13 protein-coding genes are annotated in these 15,568 nt (G+C 60.0%); all 13 read right to left on the bottom strand.

The features are described from left to right. Window positions 1–130: 130 nt before the first annotated feature. The 13 genes from dtd to HK44_RS06700 all read right to left on the bottom strand — a co-directional run bounded on the left by dtd (window position 131) and on the right by HK44_RS06700 (window position 15,530). Window positions 131–568 (bottom strand): D-aminoacyl-tRNA deacylase, encoded by a 438-nt coding sequence (dtd, locus tag HK44_RS06760; RefSeq protein ID WP_019691343.1) that lies wholly within the window; start codon window positions 566–568, stop codon window positions 131–133. Then, entirely contained in the window at window positions 565–1,536 is a 972-nt protein-coding gene (gene pip, locus HK44_RS06755) for a prolyl aminopeptidase (RefSeq protein ID WP_019691342.1), read from the bottom strand. The genes dtd and pip overlap by 4 nt, the downstream gene beginning before the upstream one ends. A 104-nt stretch (window positions 1,537–1,640) precedes the next feature. Next, window positions 1,641–2,576: an alpha/beta hydrolase gene (locus tag HK44_RS06750; protein ID WP_019691341.1), complete on the bottom strand. Its 936-nt coding sequence runs from the start codon at window positions 2,574–2,576 to the stop codon at window positions 1,641–1,643. Between the two features lie 210 nt (window positions 2,577–2,786). Then, entirely contained in the window at window positions 2,787–3,731 is a 945-nt protein-coding gene (locus tag HK44_RS06745) for a choline ABC transporter substrate-binding protein (RefSeq protein WP_019691340.1), read from the bottom strand. 279 nt (window positions 3,732–4,010) lie between these two features. Beyond that, a complete protein-coding gene (gene hutG, locus HK44_RS06740) occupies window positions 4,011–4,811 on the bottom strand; it encodes an N-formylglutamate deformylase (protein ID WP_019691339.1) in 801 nt (266 codons plus the stop codon). Window positions 4,812–4,821: 10 nt separating this feature from the next. After that, entirely contained in the window at window positions 4,822–6,027 is a 1,206-nt protein-coding gene (gene hutI, locus HK44_RS06735; RefSeq protein WP_019691338.1) for an imidazolonepropionase, read from the bottom strand. Window positions 6,028–6,043: 16 nt separating this feature from the next. Next, a complete protein-coding gene (locus tag HK44_RS06730) occupies window positions 6,044–7,450 on the bottom strand; it encodes an amino acid permease (protein ID WP_019691337.1) in 1,407 nt (468 codons plus the stop codon). 108 nt (window positions 7,451–7,558) lie between these two features. Beyond that, a complete protein-coding gene (gene hutH, locus HK44_RS06725; RefSeq protein WP_019691336.1) occupies window positions 7,559–9,091 on the bottom strand; it encodes a histidine ammonia-lyase in 1,533 nt (510 codons plus the stop codon). A 218-nt stretch (window positions 9,092–9,309) separates the two neighbouring features. Next, a complete protein-coding gene (locus HK44_RS06720) occupies window positions 9,310–10,134 on the bottom strand; it encodes a quaternary amine ABC transporter ATP-binding protein (protein ID WP_019691335.1) in 825 nt (274 codons plus the stop codon). Further along, on the bottom strand, window positions 10,131–10,982 hold the full coding sequence (locus tag HK44_RS06715) for an ABC transporter permease (RefSeq protein ID WP_019691334.1): 852 nt from the start codon (window positions 10,980–10,982) through the stop codon (window positions 10,131–10,133). The genes HK44_RS06720 and HK44_RS06715 overlap by 4 nt, the downstream gene beginning before the upstream one ends. Window positions 10,983–11,152: 170 nt before the next feature. After that, window positions 11,153–12,619 (bottom strand): purine-cytosine permease family protein, encoded by a 1,467-nt coding sequence (locus HK44_RS06710; RefSeq protein WP_019691333.1) that lies wholly within the window; start codon window positions 12,617–12,619, stop codon window positions 11,153–11,155. A 151-nt stretch (window positions 12,620–12,770) separates the two neighbouring features. Next, a complete protein-coding gene (gene hutU / locus HK44_RS06705; protein WP_019691332.1) occupies window positions 12,771–14,459 on the bottom strand; it encodes a urocanate hydratase in 1,689 nt (562 codons plus the stop codon). 495 nt (window positions 14,460–14,954) lie between these two features. After that, window positions 14,955–15,530, bottom strand: a complete 576-nt coding sequence (locus tag HK44_RS06700; protein WP_019691331.1) for a HutD/Ves family protein — start codon at window positions 15,528–15,530, stop codon at window positions 14,955–14,957. Between the last annotated feature and the right edge of the window lie 38 nt (window positions 15,531–15,568).

The raw sequence follows: 15,568 nt of genomic DNA, 5'->3' as shown, positions 1-15,568 counted from the left end.
GAACGCTGATCCCCGTAGCGCGGGATTATCTAGTAGGCCGCGTTACAACGCATCAGGGGTAACAAAGTATTTATCGCGAAAAACCCCTGTTTTCGACCGAAACACGCCTGAAAAGATGTTTCAAGCGTCTTCAGGTCTGTAACAGGAAGGTTACCGGGCCATCATTGACCAGATGCACCTGCATGTCTGCGCCAAATCTACCTGATGCCACTTTGCCATGTAACTGCTGCGCTTTGGCCAATATATAGCCAAAAAGCTCCTCTCCCAGGGCCGGTGGGGCCGCGGTAGAAAAGCTCGGACGCAAACCATTTTTGGTATCGGCGGCCAGGGTGAACTGCGAGACCAAGAGCAAACCACCGCCGACATCGGCCAGGGACAGGTTCATCTTGCCCTCGGCGTCACTGAATACCCGATAGTTAAGCAGCTTATGCAGAAGTTTGTCGGCGCTGGCCCGAGTGTCTTGCGGCTCGACCGCCACCAGCACCAGCAAACCCTGGTCTACAGCACCAACAACCTCCCCCGCCACTTCGACGCGCGCATTTCGCACGCGTTGTAACAGGCCCTTCATGCTTCTTCAGGCGGCAGATCAAGCAAACGCCGGGCCATCTGGCTGGCCGCACGCACCAGTGCGTCGGTGATACCCGGCTCGGACGCTGCGTGCCCGGCATCGCGGATCACCTGCAGTTCGCTGTTCGGCCAGGCCTGATGCAGTTCCCAGGCATTATCCAGCGGGCAGATCACATCGTAACGGCCATGGACGATGACGCCGGGCAAATGGGCGATCTTGCCCATATCGCGAATCAGTTGATTCGGCTCGAGGAACGCGTTGTTGGTGAAGTAGTGGCATTCGATCCGGGCAATCGACAGCGCGCGCTGCGGCTCGGAGAAGCGGTCGACCACCATCGGGTTCGGACGCAAGGTAGCCGTGCGGCCTTCCCAGGTCGACCAGGCCTTGGCCGCGTGCATCTGGGCAATCTGGTCGTTGCCGATCAGGCGCTTGTGGAATGCGCTGAGCAGGTCGTCGCGCTCGTCCAGCGGGATCGGCGCGATGTAGTCCTGCCAGTAATCCGGGAACAGACGGCTCGCGCCGGCCTGGTAGAACCATTCGATTTCCTGCGGGCGGCAGAGAAAGATCCCGCGCAAGATCAGACCGTGCACACGCTCCGGGTGGGTTTGTGCGTAGGCCAGGGCCAGGGTCGAACCCCAGGAGCCGCCGAACAGCACCCATTTCTCTATCCCCAAGTGCTGGCGAATCCGCTCAAGGTCGGCGACCAGATCCCAGGTGGTGTTGTTTTCGAGGTTGGCGTGAGGGGTGGAACGACCGCAGCCGCGCTGATCGAAGGTAACGATGCGGTACAGGTTCGGATCGAAGTAGCGCCGACTCTGCGCATCACAACCGGCCCCCGGGCCACCGTGAATGAACACCACCGGCAAACCTTCCGGTGAACCGCTTTCGTCGACGTACAGCGTGTGTATTTCATCGACGGCCAGATCGTGCCGGGCGTGGGGTTTGATCTGCGGGTACAAAGTCTGCATTGCGCGCTCCGTAAGGGGTCGAGTTCATCCCTGGGGGGACTTCAATTATTCTGCCGTCCGGCATCATAAACCCGAATTACGTGAATGAGCATGCCCGCAAAAAATCAGACTTCGCTTACAAGAAACCGATGCAAATACGCCAACAGGTTTTCATAGAGCCGATCCACTTCCGCGACCTCGCCCCGGCCCCGCAAACACCCGTGAATCAACCCTTTGCCCGAATACAGGTTGACCTCGCCCCCTGCGGCTTCAAGTCGCCGGGCATAACTGACGCCGTCGTCGCGTAGCGGGTCGAACTGCGCGACGGCGATCATCGTCGCTGGCAAACCGCTGAAATCATCGGCGAGCAATGGCATGGCGTAGGCAGACGGGTGCCGCGTACCGCGCAAATACAACGCGTGATAGCCGTCCAAGTCGCTGCTGCTGAGTAGCGGCGCATCAGCACATTCGCTGCGCGATGGAAGCCTGGCGTCACCGCCCAGTCCTGGGTAGATCAGCACCTGAGCGCAGGGCAAGCGCTCGCCCCGGTCGCGCAATGCCAGGCACAACGCGGCGGCAAGATTGCCGCCGGCGCTGTCACCGGCCACCAGCATCCGCATCGCGTCCAGCGCAAACGGGCTCGCGCCCGCGCACAGCGCTCGCCAGACGCTCAGGCAGTCATCGAACGCCGCCGGAAATGGATGCTCCGGCGCCAGTCGGTAATCGACGGCAATCACCAGCACACGCAAAACCGCCGACAACTCGGTGCAGATGAAGTCGTGCGAGTCCAGATCCCCCACCACCCAGCCACCGCCGTGCAGATAAAGGATGCACGGCCAACCCGAATCCGGCGGTGCAACCGCTGGCCGGTAGGACCGGACGCGAACGCCTTCCAGCGTAAAGTCGGCGACCTCCAGCCCGTCCGGGCGAGCCGGGGTAAATGCCCGGCACATTTGACTGTAAGCCTGACGCAGCCCGTCCAGGCTGCCGTCAGGACTGTTGAAGCTGAGGGTTCTCTCGACAAATGCCGAGAGCTGCGGTGAAAGCGGGTAGTCGGACATGCTGGAATGACCTGGGTAGCAACGGAGTCAGACCACTCAGGGCCTGGACAAACCCTGTGGCGAGGGAGCTTGCTCCCGCTGGGTTGCGAAGCGACCCTAAAATCAACCACCGCGAGTATCCAGAGAGCACGCGATTGCCGGATTACGACCGCTTCGCGGCCGAGCGGGAGCAAGCTCCCTCGCCACAGGTTCTTGTGTTGGCCTTCAGGCCTATTTCAGGCTGGCCTGTACCGCCTTCACACCGTCCTTGCCATCGAAACTGCTGACACCCGCCAACCAGCGCTGAAGATCCTCGGGATGGTCACGCAGCCATTGCCGGGCGACTTCCTGTGCGGTCTTGCGCTCCATGATCGGCACCATCAACTGGCTTTCCTGAGCGGCGGTGAACGTCAGGTTTTCCAACAGACGGTTCACGTTCGGGCAACGCTGGGCATAATCCGGCGCGGTCACGGTCGAAACCGTCGCCGCACCTTCGTCAGGGCCGTACACATCCTCGCTGCCCGTCAGGTAGTTGATCTTCATGTTGATGTTCATTGGATGCGGGGTCCAGCCGACGAACACCACGAACTCCTTGCGATTGACCGCCCGCTGCACGGCGGCAAGCATGCCGGCTTCGCCGGATTCGATCAGCTTGAAGTCCTTGAGACCGAAGTGATTGGTCTCGATCATGGTTTTGATCGTGGTGTTGGCGCCGCTGCCCGGCTCGATGCCATAGATCTTGCCACCCAACTGGTCTTTGAATCTGGCGATATCGCCGAAGGTTTTCAGGCCCGCTGCCGCGACATAGTCAGGCACCGCGAGGGTGGCCTGGGCATCAGACAGGCTGGGCTTGTCCATGACTTTGAGCTGATTGGCGGCGATGAACGGCGCGATGTTCTTGTCCATCGCGGGCTTCCAGTAGCCGAGGAAGATATCCAGGCGTTTGTCGCGGATGCCGGCGAAGATGATTTGCTGCACGGCGCTGGTTTGCTTGCTTTCGTAGCCAAGCCCGTTGAGCAAGACATCGGCCATGCCACTGGTGGCGATCACGTCGGTCCAGTTGACCACGCCCATGCGCACGGATTGGCAGGACGCCGGTTCGCTGGCAAAGGTGTTGGCGCTTAGAAGTGCGGTGCCGGTAAGGATTAACAGACAGCGGTTGGACAGTCGTTTCATCGGGAAGGCTCGCTCGGCAGCTGGTTATTGTGGGCCCGGTGTCTTCGTGCACCGTGTCCACAACGTTACGCAGCGTCTAAGCGACAAAAACGCCCTGAGGCGACCGTGTCTTGCACGGTGGCGACAGCAACCGATCGTTGTGGCGAGGGAGCTTGCTCCCGCTGGGCCGCGAAGCGGCCCTGAAAACAGCCACCTCTCAGTATCTGCAAGATCCGACTGGCAGGCTTTGCAACTGCTGCGCAGTTGAGCGGGAGCAAGCTCCCTCGCCACAAGATAGTGTCAGGCGTAGTGTTTCTGCCCCCAGGCCAACAACCCTTGCAGCAACTCCTTGAGCACCACCTGCGTCGGTGCCGCCAGGTCAGGCCGATAGCGGAACGGTTCGACCTCTTCCATGTAAGTGCACTGCCCCAACTCCAACTGCACCGCATGGATGTTTTCGGCCGGATTGCCGTAATGACGGGTGATGTGGCCGCCCTTGAAGCGCCCGTTGAGCACATGGCTGTAATCCGTGTGCCGGGCGCAGATGGCTTCCAGCTGACTGGCCAACTGTGGATCGCAACTGGCGCCGTTGAAAGTGCCGAGGTTGAAGTCCGGCAGTTTGCCGTCGAACAGGTGCGGGATCACCGAGCGAATCGAGTGCGCATCGAACAACAGTGCATAACCGAACTCGGCTTTCAGCCGCGCCAGTTCTTGCTGCAAGGTGTTGTGGTACGGCGTCCAGACTTTCTCCAGGTACGTTGCACGCTCCTGTGCAGACGGCTCCAGCCCTTCGCGGAACAACGGCACGCCGTCGAACAATGTCGCCGGGTACAGGCCCGTCGTCGCACCGACGTACAACGGCTTGTCGTCAGACGGCCGGTTGAGGTCGATGACGAACCGCGAATATTCGGCGGCCAGGGTGCTGGCGCCCAGCTCGGCGGCAAATTCGTAGAGCGTGGGAATATGCCAGTCAGTGTCCGGCAGGCTTTGTGCCTCAGGGATCAAACCGGCTTCAACCGCAGGCGTCAGACGCACGCCAGCGTGAGGCATGCTGATCAGCAGCGGCACCCGGCCTTGTTTGAAGTTCAGAACCTTATCCACAACCGTTCTCCTATAACTCGACTTCAACGCCGTGACGCACGACGCGTTTTTCCAGGTCACCGCCCAACCAGTACGACAGGTCGGCTGGACGATCGATCTGCCAGGCCACGAAGTCAGCGACTTTGCCGACTTCGAGCGAACCGTGGGTGCGCTCCATGCCCAATGCCGTGGCGGCGTGAATGGTCGCGCCGGCCAGCGCCTCTTCCGGGGTCATGCGCAAACAGGTGCAGGCCATGTTCAACATCAACCGAACCGACAGCGCCGGCGAGGTGCCGGGGTTGAGGTCGCTGGCGATGGCGATTTTCACCCCGTGCTTGCGCAAGGCATCCATCGGCGGTAACTGGGTTTCCCGCAGGAAGTAGAAGGCCCCCGGCAGCAACACGGCAACAGTGCCGGAGGCGGCCATGGCGATGGCGTCGTCTTCGGTCATGAACTCCAGATGATCGGCCGACAACGCGTGATAACGCGCCGCCAGGCTGGAGCCGTGCAAGGACGACAGTTGCTCGGCATGCAGCTTCACCGGCAAACCGAGTTGCTGCGCCACGACGAACACCCGCTCGACCTGCGCTGGCGAAAACGCCAGGTATTCGCAGAACGCATCCACCGCATCCACCAAGCCTTCGGCGGCCAGCGCCGGCAGCATTTCACTGCAGATATGCTCGATGTAGTCGTCGGCGCGGTCGGCGTACTCTGGCGGCAAGGCGTGAGCGGCCAGGCAGGTGCTGCGCACACTGACCGGCAGTTCGGCGCCGAGGCGACGGATCACCCGCAGGATCTTCCGCTCACTGGCGAGGTCGAGGCCATAACCGGATTTCATCTCGATGCTGGTCACGCCGTCACGCAGCAAGCTTTTCAGACGTTTCTTCGCACTGGCGAACAGCTCGTCCTCGGTCGCCGCGCGCGTGGCGCGTACGGTGCTGGCGATGCCGCCACCGGCCGCGGCGATTTCTGCGTAGCTCACGCCTTGCAGGCGCTGCTCGAACTCGCCGCTGCGGTTGCCGCCGAACACCGTGTGGGTGTGGCAGTCGATCAGGCCCGGGGTAACCCAGGCCCCCGCGAGGTCATGAACCTCGGGGTATTCGCCGGACGGCAGCTCGCTACGTGGGCCGATCCACTCAATGTGCGCTCCTGACGTCACGATGGCGGCATCCTCGATGATCGAGTAAGTGCCCTGCGCCATGCTTGCAACGTGGCAGTGTTGCCAGAGAGTTTTCATCCGAGGCCTCCGTTAGTTATCGATGAGAAAAAGATGGATCACGCGCGACCAGGGCCGCCTGCCCTGCCGCCGGTTTGACCCACGTCAGATAGGCCAGCACCAGCAACACGATCCAGACCACGCCAACGATCAGCGCCGCTTGGGTATCCGGGAAATAACCCAGCACGCCGAAGACAAACAGCATGAAGGCAATTGCCGCCATCGGCGCATACGGCCAGAACGGTACCGGGAATTTCAGCTGCGCGACTTGCTCAGGCGTCATGGAACGACGCATCGCCACTTGAGTGAACAAAATCATCAGCCAGACCCAGACGGTAGCAAAGGTCGCAATGGACGCGATCAGCAGAAACACGTTTTCCGGGATCAGGTAGTTCAGCAATACGCCCAGCAGCAGCGCAACGCTCATCACCACCACGGTCATCCACGGCACGCCATTGCGCGACAGGCGGGCGAAGCCCTTCGGTGCGTGCCCTTGCTGGGCCAGACCGAACATCATGCGGCCAGCGCCGAAGATGTCACTGTTGATTGCCGAAATCGCCGCCGTAATCACCACAATATTAAGGATGGTGGCCGCCGAACTGATCCCCAGCTTATCGAAGATCTGCACGAACGGGCTGCCCTGGTTACCGATCTGCTGCCAAGGAAAGATCGACATCAGCACCACCATCGTCAGCACGTAGAACAGCAGAATCCGCAACGGTACGGCGTTGATTGCACGAGGCAGCACGTGCTGCGGGTCTTTGGCCTCACCCGCGGTGACGCCGATGATTTCAATACCGCCAAACGCAAACATCACCACCGCGAACGAAGCGATCAGACCGCCCATGCCATTGGGCATGAAGCCGCCTTGGGTCCAGAGGTTGCTGATGTCGGTCACTTGGCCAGGGGCCGTGCTGATACCGAACAGCATGATGCCGAAGCCCCCGAGGATCATCGCAACGATGGCGGCGACCTTGAGCAGCGACAGCCAGAACTCCATTTCACCGAAGACTTTGACGTTGCACAGGTTCAAGCCGCCGACGATGGAAACGACGCCCAATACCCAAATCCAGCGAGAGACTTCCGGGAACCAGAAGCCCATGTAAATACCGAACGCAGTGACGTCGGCCATGCCGACGATGACCATTTCAAAGGCGTAGGTCCACCCTAGAATGAAGCCTGCCATCGGTCCCAGGTAAGTGCTGGCGTATTGACCGAAAGAACCTGCCACCGGGTTGTGCACAGCCATTTCGCCAAGGGCGCGCATGACCATGAACACCGCTGCGCCACCGATCAGGTACGCAAGCAGCACCGCAGGACCGGCCATCTGGATGGCCGAGGCAGAACCGTAAAACAGCCCGGTGCCGATCGCCGACCCCAGTGCCATGAAGCGAATATGTCGGGCAGATAGCCCGCGTTTCAAGCCGTTTGCTGGCTTTTGCATTTCTCGTCCTTAGTTGTTCTTATCGACGCAAAATCGAATCGCGAGCAGGCTCGCTCCCACAGGTTCAGCGTAATTCTTGTGGGAGCGAGCCTGCTCGCGATGGGGCCATTACAGGCTAGGCAGCAACTTCGCCATCACCAACTCATTCAGGCAGCGCGAAGCCAGCAGTTCGCTCGCGGCGTTGATGTCCGGTGCAAAGAAACGGTCCTTCTCGTAGAACGGTACTTTGGCGCGCAGGGTGCTGCGGGCTTTTTCCAGTTTCGACGAAGTCTTCAGACCGTCGCGCAGGTCCAGGCCCTGGCAGGCTGCCAGCCACTCGACAGCCAGAACGCCGCGAGTGTTTTCAGCCATTTCCCACAGACGCTTGCCAGCGGCCGGGGCCATGGAAACGTGGTCTTCCTGGTTGGCGGAAGTCGGCAGGCTGTCAACCGAATGCGGGTGTGCCAGTGCCTTGTTTTCGCTGGCCAGAGCTGCTGCGGTCACCTGGGCGATCATGAAGCCGGAGTTCACGCCACCGTTGGCCACCAGGAACGGTGGCAGTTGCGACATGTGCTTGTCCATCATCAGCGAGATGCGACGCTCGCTCAGGGAGCCGATTTCAGCGATGGCCAGGGCCATGTTGTCGGCAGCCATGGCAACCGGTTCGGCGTGGAAGTTACCGCCGGAGATCACGTCACCTTCAGCCGCGAAGACCAGCGGGTTATCCGACACGGCGTTGGCTTCGATCGCCAGCACTTCAGCAGCCTGACGGAACTGAGTCAGGCAGGCACCCATGACTTGTGGCTGGCAACGCAGCGAGTACGGGTCCTGAACTTTTTCGCAGTTCTCGTGCGAATCGGAAACTTCGCTGCGTTCACCCAGCAGGTCGCGGTAAGCGGCAGCAGCGTCGATCTGGCCTTTCTGACCACGGGCAGCATGGATGCGAGCGTCGAATGGCGAGCGCGAGCCCAGCACCGCTTCAACGGTCAGACCGCCAAGGGCCAGGGCACCCGCGAACAGGTCTTCGCCTTCGAACAGGCCACGCAGTGCGTAAGCGGTGGACACTTGAGTACCGTTGAGCAGCGCCAGACCTTCTTTGGCCGCCAGAGTCAGCGGCTTGAGACCAGCCACTTCCAGTGCTTCGGTCGCTTGCAGCCATTGGCCTTTGTAGCGGGCCTTGCCTTCGCCCAGCAGCACCAGCGACATGTGAGCCAGAGGCGCCAGGTCACCGGAGGCACCGACCGAACCTTTCAACGGAATGTGCGGGTAAACCTCGGCGTTGATCAGGGCGATCAGCGCGTCGATCACCACCCGGCGAATGCCGGAGAAACCACGGCTCAGGCTGTTGACCTTGAGCACCATGATCAGACGTACCAAAGCGTCGCTGATCGGCTCGCCAACACCGGCAGCGTGGGACAGCACCAGCGAGCGCTGGAGGTTTTCCAGGTCTTCGCTGGCAATGCGGGTCGAAGCCAGCAGGCCGAAACCGGTGTTGATGCCGTACGCGGTACGGTTTTCCACAAGGATCTGTTCCACGCAGGCAACACTGGCTTCGATCTGGGCCGATGCACTGTCGTCGAGACGGACGTTGACCGGTTGCTGATAAACAGCGCGCAGTTGGGCAAGACTCAGTTGGCCAGGGATAAGATTCAGAGCAGTCACTTTTATTCTCCTTTTGAGAGTTTTTATGCTCTTTATATTAAGAGCGGTTAACTAACCAGACGCTCCGGATGACTCCGTTGTCCGTCGCTGCCCGCTTTTTGAGGGGGGTGGCGCCTTGGCACGCTGGCTTTTGTAGAAATCAGTACAGCTTGGGTAACGCGGTTTACATCAGTGTCGGGTCTTTCAAAATCGATTCGGTCTGGAACATGGCAACTCTCCTAAACCACCGCCGCTCGACGCTGGACAAACCGGTCGACGTATTCATCGGCCGGCGAGTGAAGGATCTCTTTCGGCGTACCGACCTGGATCAATTGCCCATCCTTGAGAATCGCAATCCGGTTGCCGATGCGCACGGCTTCATCGAGGTCGTGGGTGATGAACACGATGGTCTTGTGCAGCGTCTGTTGCAGTTCGAGCAACTGGTCCTGCATCTCGGCGCGAATCAGCGGGTCGAGGGCACTGAAGGCTTCATCCATCAGGATGATGTCGGTGTCCGCAGCCAAAGCACGGGCCAGGCCCACACGCTGACGCATACCGCCGGACAACTGATGCGGGTATTTGTTTTCGTAGCCTTGCAGGCCCACGGTGTTGATCCAGTGTTGCGCGCGCTCGGCGCACAGTTGCTTGCTTTCACCTCGCACTTTCAAACCGTAGGCGACGTTGTCCAGTACGTTCTTGTGGGGTAACAGGCCGAAGCTCTGGAACACCATGCTGATCTTGTGCCGACGAAATTCGCGCAGCGCGTCCATGTCGTATTGCAGGATGTCCACGCCGTCCACCAGGATCACGCCGCTGGTCGGGTCGATCAGGCGGTTGATGTGGCGCACCAGGGTCGACTTGCCGGAACCGGACAGGCCCATGATCACGAAAATCTCGCCGGTAGCGATGCTCAGTGACAGATCATTCACGCCAATCACGCAGCCGGTCTCGGCCAGTACCTGATCCTTGCTCTTGTTCTGTCGGATCATGTTCATTGCGTCGGCCGAACGGTTACCGAAAATTTTGAAAACGTTTTTGACTTCGATCTTGGCGGCGCTGTTCATTGGCTCACCTCATGCCGTGGCCGACCGTAGGCTTGGGTAATGCGGTCAATGACCACCGCCAGAATCACGATCGCCAGACCGGCTTCAAGACCGCGTCCGACATTGAGGGTCTGGATCCCCACCAGCACGTCTTCGCCCAGACCACGAGCACCGATCATCGAAGCGATCACCACCATCGACAGGGCCATCATGGTGGTCTGGTTGATCCCGGCCATGATGCTCGGCAGCGCCAGCGGCAGTTGCACGCCAAACAGTTGCTGCCAGCGGTTGGCACCGAAGGCGTTGATCGCTTCCATGACTTCGCGATCGACCTGGCGAATGCCCAGATCGGTCAGGCGAATCAGCGGCGGTACGGCGTAGATCACGGTGGCGAAAATCGCCGGGACCTTGCCCAGACCGAACAGCATCAGCACCGGAATCAGGTACACGAAACTGGGCATGGTTTGCATGATGTCGAGCAGCGGCATCAGCACTGAACGCAGGCGATTGCTGCGCGCCGACAGAATGCCCAATGGAATGCCGATCAGCACCGAAATAACCGTCGCCACCAGCATCAGTGCCAGCGTTTGCATGAGCTTTTCCCAGAGGCCGACAGCGCCCACCAGGAACAGCAAACCAACGATCACCGCCGTCGTCACCAGCTTACGGGTTGCGTGCCAGGCAATGCCGGCAACGATCACCAGCATCAACCACCACGGCGCCGCGCGCAGCAGGCCCTCGAGGTTAACGATGGCCCAGAGCAAGGTGTCGGAGATGTGGCGGAACACATCCCCGTAGTTGACGACCAGCGAATCAACCCAGACGTTGACCCGGTCGGCGATGGAAAAGGTGAAGCTTTCGGGAAACATAAGAGACTCTCAATCAAGTGGATGTAGCGAACGTCCCGGCCAGCCTCTCGGTTAGCCGGGAGGTATCTGCCTACAGTTCCGCGTTGATTTTCCTGGCAGCGTCGGTGGTGCCCCGAAACGGCCAGATCTCAGGATGTGCCTTCACGAAGATCTTCGCCAGTTTCGTCCAGTCAGATTGCTGCAACGCTATCCGCCCCGCTTTTTTTCACTTTTACAGCCTCGCCCTGCTCTACCGGCAGTATCAGCTGAGCAGGTACTGCGCTATGCCACTTCTTGGCAGCGAAGTAGTACATCGCCGCCGGGACCACCAGGCCGATGATCCACGAAATGTCGGTATCACCGAGGCTCGCGACCAGAGGGCCGGTGTAGAAGTGGGTGGAAATGAACGGCATTTGAATCAACACGCCGAACACGTAAATGCTGATGCCCATGATGTTCCAGCGACCGTAGCGACCTTCGGGGTTGGACAGTGCCGGAATGTCATAGCGCTCTTTGGTGATGCAGTAGAAGTCCACCAGGTTGATCGCGCTCCACGGCGTGAAGAACGCCAGCAGGAACAGGATGAACGCGGAGAATTCCTTGAGGAACGAGTCCTTGCCGAGCAATGCCAGAGCAGCGGCAAGCGACACCATGATGAAGATGTACAGCAGTCGTACGCCGCTTCCAATGTGGCGGCTGCCACGGAAGCCACTGATGATCGTCGCGATCGACATGAAGCTGCCGTAGGCGTTCAACGTGGTCACGGTGACTTTGCCGAAAGCCACGGCGAAGTACAGCAGCGCCGCGACAATCCCGGTACCGCCCAGGCTGACGATGAACGACACCTCGTGGTGAGCGAACTGCGAACCGGCCAGGGCTGCGGCGAACACACCGAAGACCATCGACGCCTGCGCACCGATCACCGAACCCAGGCCAACGGCCCAGAAGGTTTTCGACGCAGAGGTGCTGCGCGGCAGGTAACGCGAGTAGTCCGCCACATAAGGGCCGAACGCGATCTGCCAGGACGCCGACAACGACACCGCCAACAGGAAACTCGCCACCGAGAAGTGCTTGTTGCCCAACAGCGCGCCGATGTCGTTACCGGCCAGCAGTTTGTAGAACAGGTAGATGAACGCCACCACGCCCAGCACACTGGCGACCCGGCCAATGCCGTGGATCACCCGATAGCCGAAGATGGTGAAGACCATGATCGAGCCTGCGAACAGCGTGATGCCGACCCAGTCTTCGACGTGCAGCAACTGCGCGACCGCCTGCCCCGCCAGCAAGGACCCGCTGGCCGAGAAGCCGATGTACATCAGGCACACCAGCACCAGCGGAATCACCGCCCCATACACGCCAAACTGCACGCGGCTGGAGATCATTTGCGGCAAGCCGAGTTGCGGGCCCTGGGCTGCGTGCAGCGCCATGACGCCACCGCCGAGCAATTGGCCGATCAGCAAACCGATCAACGACCAGAACACATCCCCGCCCAGTACCACCGCCAAAGCACCCGTCACAATCGCGGTGATTTGCAGGTTGGCACCCAACCACAGGGTGAACTGACTCAATAGACGACCGTGTCTTTCCGCTTCCGGGATGTAGTCGATCGAACGCTTCTCGATCAACGGCTTACTGCGTGCACGATCATCATTAGCCATGGGTCAACCTCTGTGGATTGTTCGTGGAATTCAATCTGTCCCTGTAGGAGCAAAGCTTGCTCGCGATGAACGATGACGCGGTGCGTCAGGTACACCGCCATCGCGAGCAAGCTCAGCTCCTACAGGTTCGCATCAGGCCGAGGCCCGTTTTTTATTTACCGGTGATCATCGGCAGGTTCAGGCCCTGCTCCTTGGCACAGTCGATAGCGATCTGGTAACCGGCATCGGCGTGACGCATAACGCCGGTCGCCGGGTCGTTGTGCAGAACGCGAGCGATACGCTCGGCCGCTTCGTCAGTACCGTCGCAGACAATCACCATGCCCGAGTGCTGGGAGAAGCCCATGCCGACGCCGCCGCCGTGGTGCAGGGAAACCCAGGTCGCGCCGCTCGCGGTGTTGAGCAAGGCGTTGAGCAGTGGCCAGTCGGACACGGCATCGGAACCGTCCTGCATGGATTCGGTTTCGCGGTTAGGGCTCGACACCGAACCGGAGTCCAGGTGGTCGCGACCGATCACGATCGGTGCCGACAGCTCGCCGCTGCGGACCATTTCGTTGAACGCCAGGCCCAGCTTGGCGCGCAAACCCAGGCCAACCCAGCAGATACGTGCCGGCAGACCCTGGAAGCTGATGCGCTCGCGCGCCATGTCCAGCCAGTTGTGCAGGTGGGCATCGTCCGGGATCAGTTCTTTGACCTTGGCGTCGGTTTTGTAGATGTCTTGCGGATCGCCCGACAGTGCAGCCCAGCGGAACGGACCGATACCGCGGCAGAACAACGGACGGATGTAGGCCGGTACGAAGCCTGGGAAGTCGAATGCGTTTTCGACGCCTTCTTCTTGCGCCATCTGACGGATGTTGTTGCCGTAGTCGAAAGTCGGGATGCCTTGCTTCTGGAAGTCGAGCATCGCTTTGACGTGCACAGCCATCGATTGCTTGGCGGCTTTGATCACAGCAGCCGGCTCGGTCTTGGCGCGAGCGCGGTACTCTTCCCAGGTCCAACCGGCTGGCAGGTAACCGTTGAGCGGATCGTGGGCGCTGGTCTGGTCGGTGACCATGTCCGGACGCACACCGCGACGGACCAATTCCGGCAGGATTTCTGCCGCGTTACCCAGCAGGGCGATGGAAATCGCTTTGCCTTCTTTGGTGTATTTGGCGATGCGCGCCAGCGCGTCGTCGAGGTCTTTGGCCTGCTCGTCGACATAACGGCTTTTCAGACGGAAATCGATGCTCACTTGTTGGCATTCGATGTTCAGCGAGCACGCGCCGGCCAGGGTAGCGGCCAGTGGTTGAGCGCCGCCCATGCCACCCAGACCTGCGGTCAGGACCCAACGACCGGTGAGGTTGTCGTTGTAGTGCTGGCGACCGGCTTCAACGAAGGTTTCGTAGGTGCCCTGAACGATGCCCTGGCTGCCGATGTAGATCCAGCTGCCGGCGGTCATCTGGCCGTACATGGCCAGACCTTTGGCGTCGAGTTCGTTGAAGTGCTCCCAGCTCGCCCAGTGTGGCACCAGGTTGGAGTTGGCGATCAGCACGCGCGGGGCGTTGCTGTGGGTCTTGAATACGCCGACCGGCTTGCCGGATTGCACCAGCAGGGTTTCGTCGTCATTCAGGTTGGTCAGGCTCTCGACGATCTTGTCGTAGCATTCCCAGTTACGCGCCGCGCGACCGATACCGCCGTAAACCACCAGTTCTTTAGGGTTCTCGGCAACTTCCGGGTCGAGGTTGTTCATCAACATACGCAGCGGCGCTTCGGTCAGCCAGCTCTTGGCGGTCAGCTTGTTGCCGCGGGCAGCACGGATTTCAACGTCACGATATTTCGTTGGTTTCTGGGTATTGTCAGTCACGAAAAAAACTCCTCAGCAATCAATCCAAACCAGCCCAGGCAGTGGGCGAGCAAGCCGATGTGCAAACGGTGCACACCGGCGAATCAGTGGACGATGGTCGAGTCTTCGTGACTCATACGCATACGTCTTTACTTGTACATACAAGCATATGCAATCAAGCGGCCAACTTTCTGGATGGCGCTTCAACAAAGTGCTGAATCTGGCTAAAAAGCCCTTGGAACAAGGGTTTTGCGGCTGTCGATATTTTTTGGGGAAGGATTTTTTCGAGGAGTGACAGATGTTACCTGAGCGCGGTTTTGCGCCACGCTGGGGCGTTCGGTAACAAACTGGTGCGCACAGGGAAACGGTGGAGCTTGGTTTTTGTGGCGAGGGAGCTTGCTCCCGCTGGTCTGCGAAGCAGACCCGAAGCCAGAGCAAGTGGTGTATCAGATAAAACGTGTTGGCCGGTTTTACGACTGCTGCGCACCCGAACGGGAGCAAGCTCCCTCGCCACAGTTAACCGTGTGCTGTCAGTTCAATCACGCAGCACTGGCCATTGACGGAAACATCCAGCAGCCCGGTGTTACCGTTCAGCTGCAGGCAATCATGACGACCCAGTGCATAGGCCGCATTGCCATCGATTCGAACTTCAAGCGCATCGGCCGCGCTGAAAACCAGCAGCGTTCCGGTCGAACTGAAAAACCGTTGCTCGCCCTTAAGCCACTGCAACCGCGCCTGGTAACGATTCGGCGCATAAATCAGGTTGAAGTCGCGGATCGCACCGCCAAGCAGCGTGCAGGAAACATGACTTTCGCCACTGAACGCAAACGGGTCCAGCGGTAACAGTGGCCGCGTGTTCTGGCCGTCGACCGTCAAGGTCATGCCTTCGCCCTGCAGCACGGTGATGACCCGCTCGTAGCCTGCAAAGGTCGAGAACCCGCCCGACTCACCAATATCGGCAATCGACAGGCGCCAGCCAAAGCCATCCAGGCCGGTACCTGCATCGCGGGTGATTTCTTCAGTGCTGCCGCCGCCGTTTTTCCACGGCATGCGCGGATAATTCGCCGCGCGCAAAACGTTCAACTGGCTCATTCAGGCCTCTTATTGTTTATGGCTCTTTATTTGTGGCT

It is taken from the genome of Pseudomonas fluorescens HK44, assembly GCF_000217955.3.
GTDB classification, from domain to species: domain Bacteria; phylum Pseudomonadota; class Gammaproteobacteria; order Pseudomonadales; family Pseudomonadaceae; genus Aquipseudomonas; species Aquipseudomonas fluorescens_AQ.
This window is presented reverse-complemented; position numbering and strand designations above follow the sequence as displayed.

Excerpts from the sequence above, each read along its gene's own strand:
- HK44_RS06730 (WP_019691337.1), bottom strand. The coding sequence starts at position 7,450 with ATGCAAAAGCCAGCAAACGGCTTGAAACGCGGGCTATCTGCCCGACAT.
- HK44_RS06715 (WP_019691334.1), bottom strand. The coding sequence starts at position 10,982 with ATGTTTCCCGAAAGCTTCACCTTTTCCATCGCCGACCGGGTCAACGTC.
- HK44_RS06700 (WP_019691331.1), bottom strand. The coding sequence starts at position 15,530 with ATGAGCCAGTTGAACGTTTTGCGCGCGGCGAATTATCCGCGCATGCCG.
- hutI (WP_019691338.1), bottom strand. The coding sequence starts at position 6,027 with ATGAAAACTCTCTGGCAACACTGCCACGTTGCAAGCATGGCGCAGGGC.
- HK44_RS06745 (WP_019691340.1), bottom strand. The coding sequence starts at position 3,731 with ATGAAACGACTGTCCAACCGCTGTCTGTTAATCCTTACCGGCACCGCA.
- dtd (WP_019691343.1), bottom strand. The coding sequence starts at position 568 with ATGAAGGGCCTGTTACAACGCGTGCGAAATGCGCGCGTCGAAGTGGCG.
- HK44_RS06720 (WP_019691335.1), bottom strand. The coding sequence starts at position 10,134 with ATGAACAGCGCCGCCAAGATCGAAGTCAAAAACGTTTTCAAAATTTTC.
- HK44_RS06710 (WP_019691333.1), bottom strand. The coding sequence starts at position 12,619 with ATGGCTAATGATGATCGTGCACGCAGTAAGCCGTTGATCGAGAAGCGT.
- HK44_RS06750 (WP_019691341.1), bottom strand. The coding sequence starts at position 2,576 with ATGTCCGACTACCCGCTTTCACCGCAGCTCTCGGCATTTGTCGAGAGA.
- pip (WP_019691342.1), bottom strand. The coding sequence starts at position 1,536 with ATGCAGACTTTGTACCCGCAGATCAAACCCCACGCCCGGCACGATCTG.